The organism is Endozoicomonas sp. 8E (assembly GCF_032883915.1).
GTDB lineage: Bacteria > Pseudomonadota > Gammaproteobacteria > Pseudomonadales > Endozoicomonadaceae > Endozoicomonas_A.
This window is the reverse complement of sequence record NZ_CP120717.1, coordinates 2,801,769-2,821,096: the sequence shown is the minus strand read 5'-3', so window position 1 is coordinate 2,821,096 and position 19,328 is coordinate 2,801,769. Positions and strand designations below refer to the sequence as shown.

At 53.5% G+C, this 19,328-nt stretch carries 1 protein-coding gene (only partly in view); it reads left to right on the top strand.

Annotated elements, in window-relative coordinates; all coding sequences use genetic code 11:
* On the top strand, positions 1-19,328 hold the 3' portion of the coding sequence (locus tag P6910_RS09155; RefSeq protein ID WP_317145967.1) for a TcdA/TcdB catalytic glycosyltransferase domain-containing protein. It extends 8,149 nt beyond the left edge of the window; 19,328 of the gene's 27,477 nt are visible here — the last part of the coding sequence; its start codon lies beyond the left edge, outside the window; the stop codon is at positions 19,326-19,328.

Below are 19,328 nucleotides of genomic sequence, written 5' to 3'. Positions count from 1 at the left end.
ATCTGACGGACAAAGCAGACAAAAAAGTACCGAGACTGAACGCCAGACAAAGGAGCGAACAGAGAAAGTCGCTGCAAGCAAGCCTTTCCCTTGGGATTAACAAAAGGCTGAAGCACGATCCTGATGGCGCTTTCAGTTTTACTGATCCTGTGTCTCTGGCTAGTGGCGAGGCTTTTGATAGAGACAAACACAACAAGTACCTGCCTGTTGTCACCGACCTTTCGGGTGAAACTTATGTTCTGGTGGACGTGCCAGAGAGTAAGAGCGTGGCTTTTCCAGATAATCTGCGCAATATCCTGTCTATGCTTCAGTCCTCTGGTCCGCTTGGGTCGCGTGATGCCCAGACACTGATCAATACCATTGAGTCAGCCTATACCCAACACTCAGACTCCCTGACAGGACAGCAGCTTGATGAAAAAATAGACCAACTGTCGTTGGTTGATGTAGTCACACTGGCCAACGAAGTCATTAACATGGACTCGGAGCCTGATGCTCTCCGAAGCCTGATACGAAGACTGTTGCTGCGCCTGGTGACCAGCGCAGAAAAAGCCCTGGACACTGATCAGAAACCCGATCAACAGGAGAGGTTACTGATCGCAGAATTACTCGCCCTGGCCCCCGACGAAAGGGTCTTCATCGTCAAGCTCCCACCTTCAGGAAGCCGTCATCGCAAGGTTTTTCTCGACGATTTGATGTCTGTCGACGAGCACCAGCGTTTTACCGCGCAAACCACTATGGGGGCTCGTTCACCCTTTTTTTTCTCGACCATCCAGCACAGAGCCTATCGCTCTCAGCTGCGTGAGCTGTCGAAACTGGATGGAACCCCGAATAGGCTGAAGCCTTTGCTTCGTACTTTCAGCAAACCTAATGAATTCGTCGATGCCCTTTTGGCCTGGCGCAAATGGGAGATAGAGACTGGTTTTGTAACAAGATGGGTGCCCATTAGTGTTCGCCCGGAACGAGACCGGTTGCTCGCGGACAGTCGGGTAAGTGTTCAGGATTGGGAATTAGCTGGGCCTTTCCTCCAGATTGGAGTGAGGGATGTAGAGCAACATTCGTCTGAAGCCAACCAGGCCCGGGTGTTGACCCAATTCTACGGGATGGCTCTATTCCTGCAACTGCGGGCAAATGGTGCAAACCCATACATTCTCAACAGTGCTGCGGAGATATGGCAAACACCATTCTATAGTGATCCTCTTGGTGAGTACGGCTTTGACAACAGTATGACAATGCGGCAGTTACCGGATCCCTGCGATCCGCTTTATCGTGCACTGGTCCTTGATAGCGATGACCATGAGCTCAAGTTTGCCGAGGGTACTGTAGATGATTTCCGGCAGGCACTGGAGGTATTGTTTGATGAAGGAAATCTCTCCCGTTCGGTCAGAAACGTTATTCGTCACCTTGCAAAAGCCCCGGTGGTCTCTGTTTCTACTTTTTTAGAAGGTCTGTTTAAAGTACACGCAGAGTTCTGGAAACAGATGCGGGATTCACAACTGAGGTCTGCACTGCAGTTGCAGGAGCCGGACTACCAGGTGATAAAACAACGAATAGCCAGATCCGATTTAGCCGCCAGAAACAAGAAAAGGTTATTTGCAGATCTGGCTAAGTTTGAAAAGTCGTCAGGCAAAACGTATTCCCATGACACGGACCTCTATAGCAGTGAAATAAAGGAGAACAGCCCCGGAATTATTAGCGAAGTGACACCGCACTCCTATGGCGATACGGGTTCGGCGTCGAAGATCGCGATCTTGTTCTCTGCCCGGTTTATCAAACATGTTCTCGAAAACAATGTTCTTGAAAACAATGTTCTTGAAAACAATAGTCCTTCCAAACAGCTGTTTTCATTACGCAATGATATTATTAAAACCCTTCGATTGCTCAGAACCACCTCTGATTTCAAGGATTTTTCCGACACCCTGGCAGAGGATCGGAGCCAGGTCTTTGGTGATCTGGGGGCTCTGGTGAATCAGGGCGTTATTGATGGTTCTGTCGGGACAGGCTTCGACCAGGTCAAAATACCCGACTCTGTCCGGCTATTACTGGTCATTACCCCTCCCGATTCATCCGCTACAGAAACGCCACAACCGGTTCTGGTTGATAATACCGGTTGTGTCCTGAAAGTGGATCCGAGCCAGTATTTCACCGAAGACACAATGCGGGTTGGAGAATATCACACTTTCTCAAGATCAAGCCTGATAGCCGCTTATATTGTTGCATCGAATCGGCTGGAAGGTGTCAGCAGCGATTTTGAAACTATTCGAAAAAGAATTCGAAAAAGAATTCTGCCTGAACCTGACATTAAGGGATTACAAAAAAATAGCAAAACTTCAAAGATCCGTCGGGACGATTATGGAGGACAGATCGGTCTTGAAATAGAGAATCTCATCACAATAGTGGATGCTGACCAGAGGGTATTGCTTGCACGCAGTCAATCAAATGCTAATGAGCTTATTAACCCTGATTATCCTGGTATGCTCCTGTCTACTGATATCCATGAGGGTCGCTCTATCATTGAAATCATTACCGGACCCAAACCGCTCTCGGCTTATCTCAGTGAATCCTCAGCTTTATTTCATGCGACCAGGGCGATGGTCTCTGTTTTAGCAAAAATACCTGACGGTGGTTATACCGTAGCCGATTTAGTTAAGGCTTATAATGACGAGCTACTTGGCAATAACCCCAAAGGTCATTTAGAAGACTTCAAGTTGTTTAACCTTGATGAATATAGAAACAGTCAAGTTTCATTGTTGCCTGACCAGATGGAGGCAGCAATAGCGGCAGAAGCACAGATACCCCCTTATCGTATTCATGTCAATATTGGGGTCGATCTTAGTTTGATTGGGGATATAACCTCCTATATTCCCGATCTTTTTGTCTCGAATACAAAAGACATATTAAGGAAAGTTTTTCATTGGTGCCAGTATAAGGCCTCTGTCATTTCAGAAACACTGAATCTGAATTCTGACTTGCTGAAATCCATGTTTACCCTGCATTTGTACAAGCAGGCATTAGACAGTTCAACCGATAATTTTATGAGGGGGAAAATGAATCTTCCAGGTACCCCTATCAATAAAATCAGAGGATTATTGAGACTAGGTACCGCTGATTTTTTAATGACTGTCATCTCTGATTCGGAGGCCGCCCAACTTAAGTCAGCCATCCAGGATTACAGCTGGCAGGCCTTTACTTCGTTGCTGCAGGAAACGGTCAATGAACTGGCCAGGGTGGGATCTGAGGCTGAAGGGCTTGGCAGGGCGTGGAAGGTTCCCAAACAGCGATTGCAAGTCAGGTTAAAATTGCTGTTCACCGACCTGTTGGATCATCGTGTCGAACATGGGAAGATGGTTATCCCCTCTGGTGATCTCTCAAATTTTTTCGAATTACCCCAGGGCGAGAACAAAGCACCGAAGCAAGGTTACATAGATGTCATAAGTCCACTCTCAAGACATGATGTCACTTATTATGTCGATGACGAGGGTCAAAACCATTTCCTCGGTACAATAGAGGTTCGAAAACTCTGGCCCAATCTCGAAAATATGGCTTTTTCCCCTCCCGAGCCTTACACGATTTCGATTATAAAGTCCGTTCAAAACCCGGGGTCACTGGGAGCAGACCCGGACGTTGACAGGATTTTTTTAAAAAAAGCCCAATCCCTGGTCAGCCCTGAAACCGAAATTTCGCATTACCAGCGCTGGATGAAGCAGTCCATCCTCGACCGTCTGGGTCAACTCAGCCACGTCAGGCTCAAGCACGTAATCCGTTCCTTCGTCAACCGTCTGCAGGAAAGCCAGGACACAATCCAACAGGACACAATCCAACAGGACACAATCCAACAGGACACAATCCAACAGGACACAATCCAACAGGACAGATTGGCCCGGTTGCTGCTGACTGCCAATCTAAGGGCAATAACCGGCGGGCCGTCAGGATCAGCCTGGGACACTCTGGCGCAGTTGCAAAAAATACTGTCCGAGGATGTTCAGCGGGCAAGCGGGAATCAACGGCTTCCTTTAGCAACCACTAACAGTCTTGCCCGCTTGAAACAGGTGGCAGAGCTTTATCTGCCCATTGAGTTTTATACAATCCTGGACTTGTTTTCTGCTGATGAAGGTAAAGGTTTTATCATACCGGTGCTTAAATCGGCAGAGATACTGTCCGGGTACGGAATCTCTCTGAGTCGTGTGTTTCAGGAAATAACGATTGTCTTTAACTCCCAATGGCACTCCTGTCAGAGTCGCCTGAGTAACAATCCGCTGACCCTGACAGTGGGTACAAAAGACACGGTGCCAGAACACCGTAACGCTGTTTCCATAGGAAAGCTTTTTGCAGTAGCCCTGTTAAACCATCCCGATGTCGCAGCGCTCAAGCAGGCCCAAAAAGAATTGCGGGCGACCTGGGGGTTATCGGCAATCATCACTGGCCGCAGTTATGGCCTGGCCAAAGGACTGACACTGGCCGCTTTGCCAGACCAGCAAGACAGTAACAGCAAGGTTCGCCCGCAAACGGGGCCAGCTCCCCTGGTGCAGCTTACCGACACCGGGACGGTGATAAAAGACAGCGCATCTGGCCGGATAATCCTTGAAAAAATAACCGACACTGTTTCCAGACCTGCCGGATCGGACAGCACGGTGCGCCAGAGCCCGACAAAGATCAAGGGTTCACCTTTGACGACTCTGAAATGGCTTGGTGCCGAAGGTCACCCGGGATTGCAATGGCTATCGGCCCCGCTGTCTCTGGATGACCTGGACACCCACAGGCTTGCTCTGGAAGCCGACTTTTATGGGAACCCTGAAGGGCAGTCCATTGACTGGACAAAAACCACCGGCGGGGCAGACACCGGAATCATCCTGAGGTTTCCCTTTGAGAATCTGGATATGCCGGTGTTCGCCGCACTGCTTGCTGACAGTGACAGCCCTGAAGGGGAGAGGCTGCTGGCCAGCCTGAAGTCAGCCAGATTTTTAGCGACAGCGGTTATCCAGGCCTCAGGCGATCCGGCCTCAGGCGATAACAAGGCAATCCATGCTCAGTTAAAGTCGCTGTTTACCCTGATATTGTTCCGGCTGTCGGGGGACGACGACTCTCACGGAAAAGCCCTGTTTCCGGGAATAAGGCTGGCAGATTATATCCATACCTACCTTTCCGACAGCGCCGTTGCCTCACTCAGTGACTACATTAAGCGTGTTGGCCTGCAACAGGTCACCAAAAAGCTGGCAGCGAAGCTCACTGTCCTGGCACAGCGGGATACCCCGGACCTGCAAGCAAGCATCAGGATCAAAGACCTGCTGGGGATGGCTCTGGATTACCGCCTTGCCAACGGCGCCGGGCTGCTGCCCGGCACACTGCCGGACTACTACTCGCTGCCCCTGAAGGATAAGCAAAAATCCCGGGCACTCTGGACCGGCCGGATGTCAGAGGACAGCACGGCGCGACCTGTCTCCAGAAACGCCGATGGCCATTATCTTCTTGACCTGGCCCTGCCGGGTCAAACCGGCAGGGTGAAACGCCTGTTTCCAGGAACCCCGGCAACCCCCGATAACCTCCAGAGCCGCCTCAGGCTGGCTTTGCAACCGGACCGGCTTGGCCATGATCCGGAAATTACCCGTGCGTTTCTTGAATTGGCGATGTCCAGTGTGGGTAAAGCCGGCTGGCCGTGGTTTTCGGAACACTTTTCCTCATTGCCCCAATTGCAGCGTTTCGCGGTGGTGGAAGCCTTGGGTCAATATCGCTTGCAGTATCCGGAGGAAGATATTAAGCAGCTGGCCCGTGTTCTTACCAAAGTCCAGCTAGCTGTGGTGAACAGGCAGATCAGTCAGGACATTCAAGCCGGGACACCGTCGGCTTTTCGCATCAGGAGTGTGCAACCCCTCGCAGATGGAAGCCATCTCTTCAAGCTGGAGACCGACGCGGGGTTCATGCCTGTGCTGGCCGGCTCCCTGGAGCCGGTGACCGAGCTGATGACTCCACTGCCATCAGTCAAGCCAAGTCCACAACGGATGCTGCTGCCCGTCAGGTCACACAGCAGTCAGTTTCCGGCGGCGTTTCTGGATATGCGCCACAACGAAAGACTCTACCGGCAAGCGGTGCGGGACAGCCAGCTGGATCAACACCGTTACCTGTATGATGTCGAGCTGTTTATTAAAATTTTCAATGGCTTTTCAGCGGACATCTATCGTCGGCAATTCCATCTGCAGCACTCGCTTGACCTCAGTGTGGGCCTGCCTGTTCACTGGCAGTTAAATCCCCATATTACCTTGCAGGCGTCCCAGTTGCAGGTCGGCGATACCGCTGTAACTATCGAGCTTGGGATGAAGGATAACCCTTCACTGGGACACGGACTCTTTGACAAAGTCGTCACCCGCTTCTTCGCCATGGGTCTGGCCAAGAGTGTAGAGGCTGTTGATACCGCCCTGTTCCAGTCTGGCTGGCCAGAGCAAACCGGGCCACTGGGTCAACTGGGTGACACTATTGATTTTGATACTGTCCGGCAATGGGATTTCCTGCCCGCGGCACTGATCCGGGATTCACCTGCACTTTATCCTGACCCCGCTGGATCATCCATCAGTCGGGAAGAAATTAAACAAGCGGTGACATCGCTGTTCAATCAGAATCCTGAATCATTCTCATCGAGACTTGAAGTGCTCTTTGAGTGGATTGAGACGCATCAGAATGATTCGAGTATTCAAACCTTTACCAGAGCACTTTATGAGTTTGACCGCAACCTGCCTGATGGTGACAGAGTCTTGTTCAGGGAGGCTTTCACTGATCAGCAGATCAAATTACTGAAGGATGTTCTGACGCACCAGGCCCCTCACCACTGGGAACTGATTGACTATCTAGACACACTTAAAACAACGCCCGATTCGCAGGCCCCAACCGATGCAAGCGGGTTTGCTTCATCGGCGTACTGGTTGATTGTGTCTGACAGCGATAGCGACACCGACAGTCACAGTGGCAGTGATATTAAAAGCCCCAATGGCAGCAAGTTGAAGGTTGTCATCTGGGACCCTGAGGCGCAAGACAACAAACGCTGCCGACGTGGGGTCGACGGGTGTGGTATTCGCCTGCTATTAGCAGGAAATCTGGCGGACCGCCCCTTTTTGGACATTGACAGCTCGGATATCAGTAACACCGATACCAGCAAACCTTATTACAAAGTTGAGTTCCTTACTTACAAAGGTGAGCTGCACAGGGTGCTTAGCCGTTCAGGTGGCGATATCACAGTCATCCCCCTGGGCGAAGCTTCACTTTATGACAGTATCCACGCCAGTGACGATTCCTCACGTCAGCGCGATATTCCAGCCGGGACATTGACCACGACGTCCGTGGCGGTCGAACGTTCCAGTGGCCAGATTTACCAGCTGATTTCAGAAGATGACAGTCAATACCGCGCAATCCGTCTGCAACCCGACGACAGGTTCCTGGCCTCTTACGACAACAACGGGAACACCTTGATCCCGGTGCTGAAAAAAAACGACGATAGCCATACGATTTATGGCTTGAAGCTGGACAACGCAGCGTCAGATGCAAACGGGCTGTTCAAACTCAACCCGGCGGAACCGCTGGAGGACCAACTGGCCGCCGCCCGCCGGGAAAATCACCGGCTGCTAGCGGACAGTTCTGAGTTACGGACGCTGACGAGCACGGATGACAGGATAGCCGTGATCCTCCCTGCCGACTACCGCCCAGGCCAGCCACTGGCGAACCAGGCCGAACGGCTCTTGTCAGAGCTGAGAGTCTTTATTGCCACCTCTGCAGGACAGCGTCTGGTCAATGCCCTGGGATTCCCCGACAGCTTTATCAAACCCGCCACTTTGACTGAACTGGACAGCCAGCTACTGCCTGGTATGAAGCCCCCTGCCCCTCTCAGGCTGGTGGTCAGGCTTGGCAAACAGGCTCTCGTTGACCGGGTGATACCCTACCGCCCCGGGGGCAGCGGGGACACCCGTGGCAACCGGCTCGTGGTGCTGCAAGTTGACCCGGCGGTACTGGCCGGGCAACGCCACTCCACCAGTCATTACCTGGGGGCATTGGCCTCTGTCCTGAAGGATTTCTGTCGGGCAGCGCTCGCCAGTACCGACCAGGCGAACTCGCCAGCCATCGCCATGAGCTGGTTGCAGGGGGCCAAAATCACCCGTGCCCGGACGTTGCTGCAACTGGAAAACCAGCTTCGGGAGCGATTCGACCTGTCGCTCGTCCAGGCCACAGCCTCAGCTCATACCCCTGTTCAGAGGGTCACTGCGGCGGGCGAGATAACGACTGTGAACAACCGCCAGCGGGTCCGGATTGCCTATAAAGCCATTGCTGACCCCCTGTCCGGCTTTGGTCGGCTGATAGGGGATAGGGAAACCCGTTTACTGTTTCAGCGGGTTCAGTATTATTGCAACCAACGGGTTGACCGGTTATCCGACGCTGGTCGTTCGAAGCTGGGAAATCTCCGCTCACTGTTGACCCAGATAGCCTGGAGTGGGCTGATCAGCCAGCGCAGGGTGACTTCGCAGCCCACAGTTCTGGCTGATCCGGCGGATGTGGTCACAGCCGTGCTCGACGACAGTGAGTTGAAGGCACTGACCGGGATCGACAACCTCGCCGGGCAGCTTGAAGAGGTGTTGACCGATGTTCTGAAAGACCGAGGGGGCATCGCCTTCACAGCGGCAGAACGACAGGAATTATTGACCTGGTTAAGCCGTGCAGAGGCGGTGCTTGCGGATGCACAGGCCGTGCGTAATGAATGGGTCGGCCCCGGACAGCTTCCCCTCGCTGAGGATTCTCACGGCAATGTGCCGGTCACTGTCGGGAGCCGGAAAACCCTTGCACTGATCAGCACCGGGCGGCAACCGGTCACCCGACTGGGTGACCAGCATCTCATCACCATTGACAGCCAGAACGGCCCCCTGTCCGCCCCGGCAGGGGATGAGCTTAGCGGTTTGCTGGCACTGTTGAGACAGAACCCACCTGACAGCCCGCAGGCTGCGGCCGCTTTAGGGACCGAGCTTGGGTGGGCTCCCGCGGCTACCGACCGGGACTATTACCGGGACGCGATCAAGCGTGCCCTGTCACCGCTGTCCCGGCAGCAGACCGACAACCTGGACGACACCCTTGTTGATTTGCTCAAAAAGCCATCCCTGACCGGCGGTGAGTTGCTGCTGGCGGAGTATTTTTTTCAGCGGCGGCTCAGGGGTCTGGAAACCACAGACCCGGTCAGGTTGCGAACCAATGCCCTGCGGGCCAACAAATGGCTTGATCTCCTGCAAAAAAATCCGCCATTGCCGCTAGGTCCCGGCTGGGAGCCCCCGGCTTTCACCCTCGATACCGGGCTGGGCCGTTATCAGGCCAAGGTTCAGACCACGGACGGGCAAAAGGCGTTTACGCTGGGTCGCCGGGATGACCTGGCTTTTTCCGACCAGGGTCCCGGCTACGCCCTGATCCGCAGCGAAGATCACCGCAAGGTCTTTCGCGTCGAGCTACCAGATCGCTGGCCAGACCGTCTTTTGCAGATCAGGCTGGTTGTCCATATGGAGCCTTATCACAGGCTGGAACGGCAGGGCCGTATTGGCAGAAACCAATTACAGAACGACATTCAGCTCATTGCCCGGGGGATGGGTGAGTCACGTTTATCGAACCTTCTTCAGGCTCTGGTGCAACCCGTCAGAGACGCGGGCATTGCCGATGCCAGCCCTTTTAAAATTAGAATCAGCCCCCGGCCTGACTGGCCGTTGGTGGACAGCCGTGTCAGTGTGAATGAGGAAAACAGTGCCCAGGTCCTGTTATTGCTGGGCACAAAGGACAGGAACAGGCCGTTCATTTTCCGGGAAACCCTGACGAACCTGGTGGGTGCCAGTTTCTTGAAGGCTCTTGAGAGCGGTGATGGATCGCTGTCAGCCTTGCGCCAGCAGGTGCGGCAGCAGTTCGGGATCAATACCGCGACACTGCCTGACGATGAGCCGCGCCCCCTAGGACTGACTCGCGAATACACGCTGACCCCGGTGGTTGACAAGCCCTCAGACACAAGCCTCTACCGGCAACTGGTCGAAGGCTATCATAACCTGCTGTTAGCTGAAGGTACGCAAGCCGATTACCGCCGGGCAGTGGCGTATTTGGAGCTTCATGATAAAGCCAGGATTCAGGCAATAAAGGACAGCCTTTCTAAAGGAGAAATTGAAGTCAGTGACAGTGAACGCACTCTTTTCAACAAGGTCGTCAATGAGAAACAATCCTCAGCTCCCCTGATTCCAGATCCCAAGCTTGATAATAACATCGCCTCCTATAGACCCCCGCCCTCCACCTTCAGGCAGGTCAACGCCGATTACCGGGCCTTATGGACTGTCGGCTCCGGCATGGAATCCCTGCTCAACTCTAACCTGCTCGGGTTAAGTCGGGCGGCAGCGGCAAACTTCCTGTCCTATCGGGCAAAGGTGATTTACGAAGATTACGGGCTAAGGCTCGTTATCAGCGATTACCTGAAGTCGCTGGTGGTTCATTTTATCTACTGGAAGATGGATCAGGTTCTGGGGAGCAACGGGCAGCCAGCCAGCCAGATACATCTGGGAGTGACTGATGCGGTAACGGCCATATTGCCTGACAGCGATATCAAAGTTATCAACAATCTTAATTTGCCTCCCATTGGATCGGCGGCATCCATGGTCGCCGCATTGGAAAAAGCCTGCGCTTCTGTTGCCCGGGGGCTGGGCTGGGAGCGTTTTGACACTGGCCTGCTGGCCAATATGAATGAAGATGTGCACACCGTATTCCAGAAGGCGGTAAGACTGCGACAGCAGGTCGGAAGGTCGTTCCAGTTGCCTGTTAACCCGCAGCAGGACGTCCAGAGTAAAGATCCAACGTCTGTGCAGGCTTTACCGTGGCAGCCTGAGACCATTGAAACCATCGCCAGCAGTCCCCGACATGGGGTGATGGCAGACGGTGACAGGCGCTATCTGAAAATCACCCCGGCGGGCCCGGACAATCCTTTCCCACTGATGTCCCCCCAGTCACAGGATGGCCTGAAGAGGCTGTTGCGCCAGCCCCTGAATCCGGGTAAAAACGCTGCAACCACTGAGGCTTACCTGTCACAGCTGGCACGCCATTATGAGACTTTCAGGGAACTGAAAGACATTGACATGACTGGCCAGGTCAATGCCGTTATTGACAAGATGGACGCTGTCACCCGTCAGCGGTTTGCAGACAGTTTTCTACACTATGCCCGGCAGTCAGCCATCCCGGCAGGTCTGGCCGAAACCATCGCCGGGAAGTTACTTGTAGCAGAGATCAGCGCGCTGGGTTCCCTGCCTGAAAAGATCTCTACCGGGCTTTATCAGCGGCTTAATGGACTGCTGAACCTGACCGGGAAAAGGACGTTTTCACTGACCTCTGGCAACCTGACGATGCGGGTGCTGACCGACCCTTCAATCACCGCCGATGCCTCCTACCTGATGCCTGCCCAACGCACCCTGGTGCTGGGCAATGGCGCTGCTGACAGTCCGCTGACCGCCGCGGCAGCACTGGCTCTGCTGCAAGCCGCCCAGGCACAGAAACCGGAGGACCAGACAAAAACATTCCTGGCCCTGCAACAGAAGCGAATCCAATTGCCAAAGGGCATGGACAAGCTGTCGCCAGAGTCGTTGGTCAGCGAGTTCACGGTTAAAGAGGGCAAGCTGACGCTTTCCGGGCTGCTGGAACGTCTGACCAGCTTTATCGGGATGGCCCACAGGCTGAACCGGGAGGGCTCCTCTGAATCCCGCCTTCTGGCCGGGGAGATTCGCCAGAATGTAGCCGACAGCCTTGCCGCACTCAGGAGCGATATTGATTTTGGCCAGATGGCCGGCATCGTTGATATGACCGAATCTCATTTCCGGCAGGCCCTGCAGAAACTGGACAAGGCGGGTTTGCCAGCCGGTCAGGCAACACGGCTGCCCGATGCAGACTGCGTGCTGTGCGACGGCTCCGGACCGGTCAGGACGGCGATGGACCTGATGGACCGGATCAGCGGGCACCTGGATACCATTGAGATCAGTGATCGTTTCAACCGTATCAGGCAGACTGCCGGTGACAAGGGGTTACTGGCAGACGCCTTCCTGCTGCTGGAACAAGGGCGTTTTGCAGCGGTGGCCACCGAGGATATTCAGGACAGCCCGGTGTTTCGCAAGAAGTTCCTTGATCTATTCCGGCAAACACTGACAGAGCAGCAGGGGCTGACGCCAGAGCAGGTGATTGACCGTGTTGTCAGTTCGCTCAATGACTCGGGCTACAGTGCTGACGATACCCGGTATGTAAAAGAGCAGCTGCTTAAAAACCAGGCGTTCATGGAGGGCTTGAAGACCCGCAAAGATCATCCCGGAGGGAGTGGCTTTGATGCCAACGGTCCGGGGGGCGGGTCGAAGAAGCGGCCCGGAAAAGTTACCCGCATGCTCGATAAGCTGGACAGAAGCAAAACATACGGGCGTATCAAAGTCGGTGTTGGCGCGGGGCAATCCATTGTAGGGCTTGCCAGTGGTATCCAGGCCATTGAGAATCTGAAGAAATACGGCCACATACTGCCTGATGAAACCCGGAACCTGGCCTATGCCGGGGCCGGCCTGGAGATTGGCAACTCTGTCTATGGCCTGGCGATGACCAGCCACTGGCTGGTGAGCAGTGGCAAGCGTCTGATCAAGGGGAGCGATGCCGCAGGCTCTGGTCTCAAGACCTTGAAGACCACCACCAGGGCGGCAAAAGCCTCAAGGGTCGTGACCAGGATGGTGCCGGTGGGAGGCAGTTTCATTGGTATTGCAGGTGCCGTTGTTTCCATCACCTCTAATGAGATGTCCGCCAGAGATGCAAGAGCGTCTGGCAACGATGCCCAGGCGACTTATTACGAAATGATGATCGCCCTGGATGCGATTTCGATTGCCCTGGATCTTGTCGGCATGGTGCTGGACTTTTTTCCACCGTTTGGTGTGATTGCCGACCTGGTCGGCCAGCTGCTCACTGTCATACAGACCGTTATCGCGGCATTCATGCCGCCCAACAATGCCCGGCAGGAGTTCGACGCAATAGTGCAAGGCGATGGCTTTGCACGATACATGGACAACATGGCGAAAGACTTCGAGAAAAAAGGGTTTTCAAGGTTTGAGTACCATACCGATGCCACGGAGTTTCTTCACCAGAGCAAGTATGAGGATAACCTGGAAGAATTGTCGGTAACCCAAAAAAGATCACTGGCTGGTACCACAAAAGGCCTTGCCTTTACCGACCGGGTCAACCGGCGCCGTACAAAGATGGGGTCGAACCTGGAAGATTACATGCGTGGCGAGAAAGGCTACAAGATATTTTATGGTTTGGGTGGCAATGACACCCTGATCATCGACGAGGGAGAGCTGTACGGCGGGTCAGGCAATGACCGGTTGACGCTTGAGAAAGGCCTGGCGGAAGGGGGCGACGGCAACGATATTATCCGGATCATAAAATCAGGGACGGCGTTTGGGGACTCTGGTGATGACGATATCTGGATTGGTGAGTCAGGGGTAGCTTATGGGGGCAGAGGTAACGACATCCTCCGTTTGCCATATAACTACGGGCTCGGCTACGGCGGACCGGGTAGAGACACCATTATCAACGGCAGGATTCAGTACGGAGGTCCCGATGATGACCATCTTATAGACGACCTTGGCTACATAAAGCAGTTTGGTGGTTCAGGGAATGACCGGCTTGAACCGGGTTTGGGCAAGGGAATTCTTTATGGGGGATCTGGCAATGACACCCTGATTTTGCCAAGCGAGATCAAGATTCCTTACTTAAGGCACTCTCTATTCTACTTCATAAAACCGGAAACGCATTACTATCGCCTTAACTGGACGAAATCTGACACATTATTCGAGGTTAACCTGCAAACCTGGCACTGGGGTAACCTTTTTCCTGAATATCTGAAAAAACATGGAGTTAACCGCGACGCGCCGGATGGTAAGGAAATAGGGAATGAACCATCCCTTTCACGCCGCTTCGGCATCAATGGCTATCAGTCCGGTTTTTCTGCTAACCCACGCGATAGCATGGAAGAAAATCTGCGCCCGGGCAGAATGTACATTGCCGAACTGTCATCGATAAAAGCGGATTACCATCGTGCAACCCGAGATAAAAAATTACCCCCCGAAGATTTGCTGACGGGGTATGACGCAAAGCACACAAAAGTAGAACGAATTTCTGATCACTATGGCCTTCAGACCTACTTTTACGTTGGCAGAGTCAAGTCCAAACACGTCCATTACGAGCATGAAAAAGTAAACATTGGCTATACAAAACTGGGTCATATGTATATTTCGGAACGGGGTGCTTACCTGTTGCAAACCAATGGGGATCTTTACTATTTCAGCAAGACCGGACTTAGGGAGCGCGGAGAAAGGCCCAGGCCCAATGACCCCAGCATCTTTTACGCGACGGTGATACAGCTGCTGGCAACCGGAGGGTCGATTGCCAATGTTGAAAATGTAGTAGGGTCGACGCAAGGTGTATCCGTGACAGGGACGGCCCAGCCCAACAATATTTACCTGTGGGGTGGTAAAAATGAGGTTCATACCGGGGGCGGCAATGACTTTGTCAGTGCCAGCAATGGCAACGGGACTAACTGGATAGCCCTGGGCCCGGGTAATGATCAGGCGCTGCTGGGTAATGGCTTGAACCGGGTCCATGGAGGTCCCGGCACGGACACCGTTTCTTACCTTGGCAGAAAAAAAGGTCTTAAGCTGGATCTCGCCAACCGCTTTAAGTCGGAGGGAGAGCAGCTGATAGAGGTAGAGGTCATCCAGGGCTCCCCTGGCAATGACACACTCTGGGGAGACCACGGTAATAACCTTTTCATTGTCACCAACGGTACCAATACCGTGGACCTGAGGGGTGGCAACGACACGGTGGTCGCCATCGGCGGAAGCACTTCTATCCGGTTACGCAGCGGTTTTAACACAGTGGTGCTGGGTGACGGTAAGGTTCAGGGTAGCCACGAGGTTTACACGGGCACTCACACAGACACCATCATGCTGCGTCCTGGCAGCCATCTAGGTCACCACCGAATTCACGTCCATAAACGTCAGGTGCCCCCGACCGGGAAATGGCCAGTGCTGGTCATTCGCTGGGGATTTTTTGATCACGGGTGCAGCGACCATCAGATAGCCAGCCTGACGATCAATCCCTTTGACGAGAGCCTGAACCTGGCTCTTGACCCTTCAATGCCACATAAGCATATGAAGCTTGATTTTCACACTCCCGGTTTATCCGGCCTTGAGGTACATGCCAATACCAGTATTTACTGGGAGGAAGTAGCGGGCAAAAATGCTTCCCTGTCCATGACTGAGGCCCTGGCCAGCCTGAGGAACACCACCCTCTGGGGTTTTGTTCGTTTAGACAAAGCCAATTGCTGGGTCAGAAAGCGAGTGGATGACTATCGCTTTTCCACAGAGGCGATGTTGGCATTATTAAACCGTCACCCGGAAAAACCTTTGGGTGAATTTCCCCGGCAGCAATGGCGTAAAAAGACCAGGCTGCAGCGCCTTGCCAATGAGGGGGAAAAACTGGGCGCTGGTCTGCATCGGATTGGCAGCCAGGAAAGTCATCATATCAATCTGGTGATTGAGTTTGGTTTCGTCTCTGACCGTTGTACTCCACAGAATGGTTTTCTACGCAAACTGACCCTGGAGCTTGGCCAACAGCAGCTGCTTATTGAAGGTGCAGCTCCCGCCATTAAGAAGCATGGTGTCAGCTTTCTAAGGCCAAGGCACACACTGGGTTTAAAACTGGTTAAGACCCATGCGGACGGTCGCAGAAAACAACAGGGCCGCCAGACATCATTGGCCATGAAACAGATGTCAAAATGGACTGACTCGGAGCAATGGACCGAGCTGTTCCCCGGTCAGCCAATGGCGAAAACCCTGGCCATGCTGGAGCTGAATTATGGTTTTGATACTTATTTTCGTGACACATGCAGTGCCTCTCCCTCATACAACAGTTCTCTGATTTTGCCGGCGGTTCATCTTGACTTGTCTTCAGACTCATACTCTGGCATCCCCATCATACTGGGTAGTCCGGGTAATGATCAGCTGACGGGCAACCCGTCTACGGATAACGTATTAATTGGCATGGGAGGTCATGATCGTTTAAAGGATATGGGAGGCAATAACCAGTTTATTGTCGGCATGGGCAATACGACCGTTATTGCCGGGAAGGAGGGATACAATCAGTTAGTACACGACGAGCGTCTTTCTGTTATTTACGGTACCCGGCTTCTGCAGAAACACTCCAGAAGTCTTGGCGTCAAGGTTATCACCTCAACCTATCAACTGGATGGGATAGACGTCAATGTGACGAAAGGAATCGCCCAGACCCGATGGCAGAATACCGATGGAACCGGCCACTGGCGTTATCACCAGACAGTATTCAGTGGGATCGACCAGATGGCCGGGACTTCGGGAAATGATACCTACTTTGGCTCCAATGGTACGGATATTTTCAGCACCGGAGGTGGTTTGGACAAGGTGGACATGGGGGATGGAGATGACCGGCTCATCGTCAATGCGCCCTGGCAGAGAGGCACCTCTCTGGACGGAGGAAGTGGTGCCAATACGCTGCTCTTTAACTTGCCCGTCAGTCGTGCTGTGACTGTCGGCTTGAGAAATGGTTTAACGGTCAGGAACTTTATCCTGGAGGACACCGGGAAGGGAAGCATCAACTTTTTCGGTGATGATAAAGATAACATTTATGTGTCCAGAGGTTCGCTGCGCCGGTTTCATGGCAGAGGGGGTGATGACGCCCTTTTACTTCTGAAGCTGCCGACGCCCTTCCATTTTAACGGTGGTCCGGGTAAAGACACGCTGGACTTGAGCCGGGCAATCCTTGCCCCGGAATTTGTCCGGCTCCACCTGTCTGTGGTGTCAGGCTCAGTGAGGCGCTCTTGCCCTGCAAACGATTCCCGGCCCTGCTCTGAGGAGACAAACATCCAGGCTCGTCTGTTTTATACGCTCAGGGAACCGGGATCGAGGAGCACCCGTAACACATGGTCGTTAAGTGTCAGCAACTTTGAGGTTTTCAAAGGCCCCGATAGCAGCGATATCTTCAGCATTCCGGCCCTCGCTGGGCTTGCCGTCGATGGCGGAGGGGGTGATGATATTTTCAGGATTTCCTCTCCCCGCATCAAGGGCAACAGCTCAATCACCACCACGGTTGGGGGGGCTGGGTACAACCGACATTATGGCAGCCCGAAAGCTGACCGGATGGTGGCGAACCTGGGGCCTGACCTGCTTTCTGGCGACCTGGGGCCGGATATTTACGTTATTTACCCGCAGGCCAATGGCACCCAAATCGTCGACCGGGACAACGGGAATACCCTGGTATTGCACGGGGTACAGCCTGAAAAGCTGGAATGGCGACTGACCAGAAATTATACCCGTCTGGATGTGAACGACGCCGGACACTTATTTTTCAGCATCCATTTACAGCACGTTCCCCATTGTGAGCGCAAGGATGGCAGCCTGGTCACCGGACACTTTATCAACGGTCTGGAACGGCATATCTGGCGCCTGACAACGATTGCTCCGGGCAACAACGGAACCAGACTGCTTAGCGGCAAAAACCTTCGAGACTACTACTACACTAGGCTGACTGTTGATAAGCGGCTGGATGGTACTTACCGGCTTGGCAATATCACAGCACCGGTACATGGCGGGCCAGGTGATGACGTGTTCTTCATCTCGGGTACTGTCAAGCCGGGGGCCGGGCTGTTCGGCGATTCGGGCAATGATATTTTCCACCTCAAAAGCAGCGGTGCCAGTGTCCACCCCGGCTCCGGCAATAATCTTATCAGTCTGGAGCTGGAGAATTCAAAGGAGAATAGCAGGGAAAATAGCGCCGTGAAACTGTTCTTTGCCCCCTCTTCGTTTAACCGTGTTCGAATGGCTGGTGTCAGCCTTGCGGATGTGCAGGCAGCAAGCTGGCGTTCGCTGGATCTGCGCAATGTCACTGACAGCAGTGACCAGGACCAGATTCCTTGTCCAGCCGGTTTGTCACGCCTGATGCCGCCTCCGGTCACCGGCGGCCGTTTTTTTCTGGCAGCCTGGATTCGCCGGGGCCTGCCTCTCGGCTGGGGAACACGGGCCGGGAGTACGCTGGTTCATTTTGCTGATGCTGGCGGCTCTGATGCCATCAGCCTGAGCCTGAAATCCGGGGGACTGGAAATCAGGCTAACAGAGGGTGTCAGGGTCTTTCACAGAAGGGTCAGGCAATTTTTCAGCTCCCCTCGTCAGCACCTGGCCATGACAATAAATGACAGTGGTTTTCTAAACATCTACCGGGATGGCCGGGTTGCTCTGGCAACCCAGGCCTTCAAGCCAACCAGAAAAATTCGCACATTGAACTGTTATGCCGCTGACAAACTCATCATCAACCATCGTCTCCCGTCGCCTGAAGGGATAGAAATGATGGCGACCGGTGCCGATCCCCTGGTGAGAATGGGCACCTGGCAGGACCCTGACTGTGTCTACGCCAATGGCTGGCCAGACAGTCTGGAACTGGATGACGGCATTCTGGATAACAAGGAAATGATCGGTCAACGACTCGAGTCTGGTTATTCACTTTCAGAGCAAACCATCCCCGGACATCAGTATTTAATCGATGAAAAGAGCGCTATTTACCGTTTCTCTGGTGATGACACGGAGAACAACCAATGGCTTCTGGCAAACGCCACGGGCACGGCTGACCAGCTCGAGATTAACACCCATGACTGCCAGACGTTGCGCTATCAAAAGTCGGACGAGGATCTTATTCTGACTGTCTTGGCGAATAAGAATCTGTTGAAAAACAGCGAAAATAACACCAATCCGATCAATGCCACCCGGAGCCTTCGGGTGCAAGATTTTTTCAGCGGGAAAGGCGAGACCATTGAGCGCCTGATCGTCAATAACCGGGTGCTCAACATGAACGAGGTGCTTGCGAAAGTGGATACCTCACAGCCAAATGGCACGCGCTCACTGAATGAGAGCATGGCAGAGGGTTCATTGGCCACTGGGGGTGAAGGCAACCGAAACCAGTCCTTTCTGAACAAGGTCATTCGCAGGGGCAAACAGCTGTTGAACGACCTGAGCAGCCTGTACAGAGATAATAAAGACGACGATGAATTAGTAGTAGATCAGGGTGAGCGGCCCACAACGGCGAAGCTGAATGAAACAGAACTGAATCGAGACTACCAGCGCATGATTCAGGAGCTCAACACCCTGACAGGCAATCGCAGTGGTCAGAGTCCGGCGTTTATCCCATCGGCAATCCAGGGCGCGATGCAGAACCTGACGACTCCGCAACCTTCAACTAGGATAGGATAG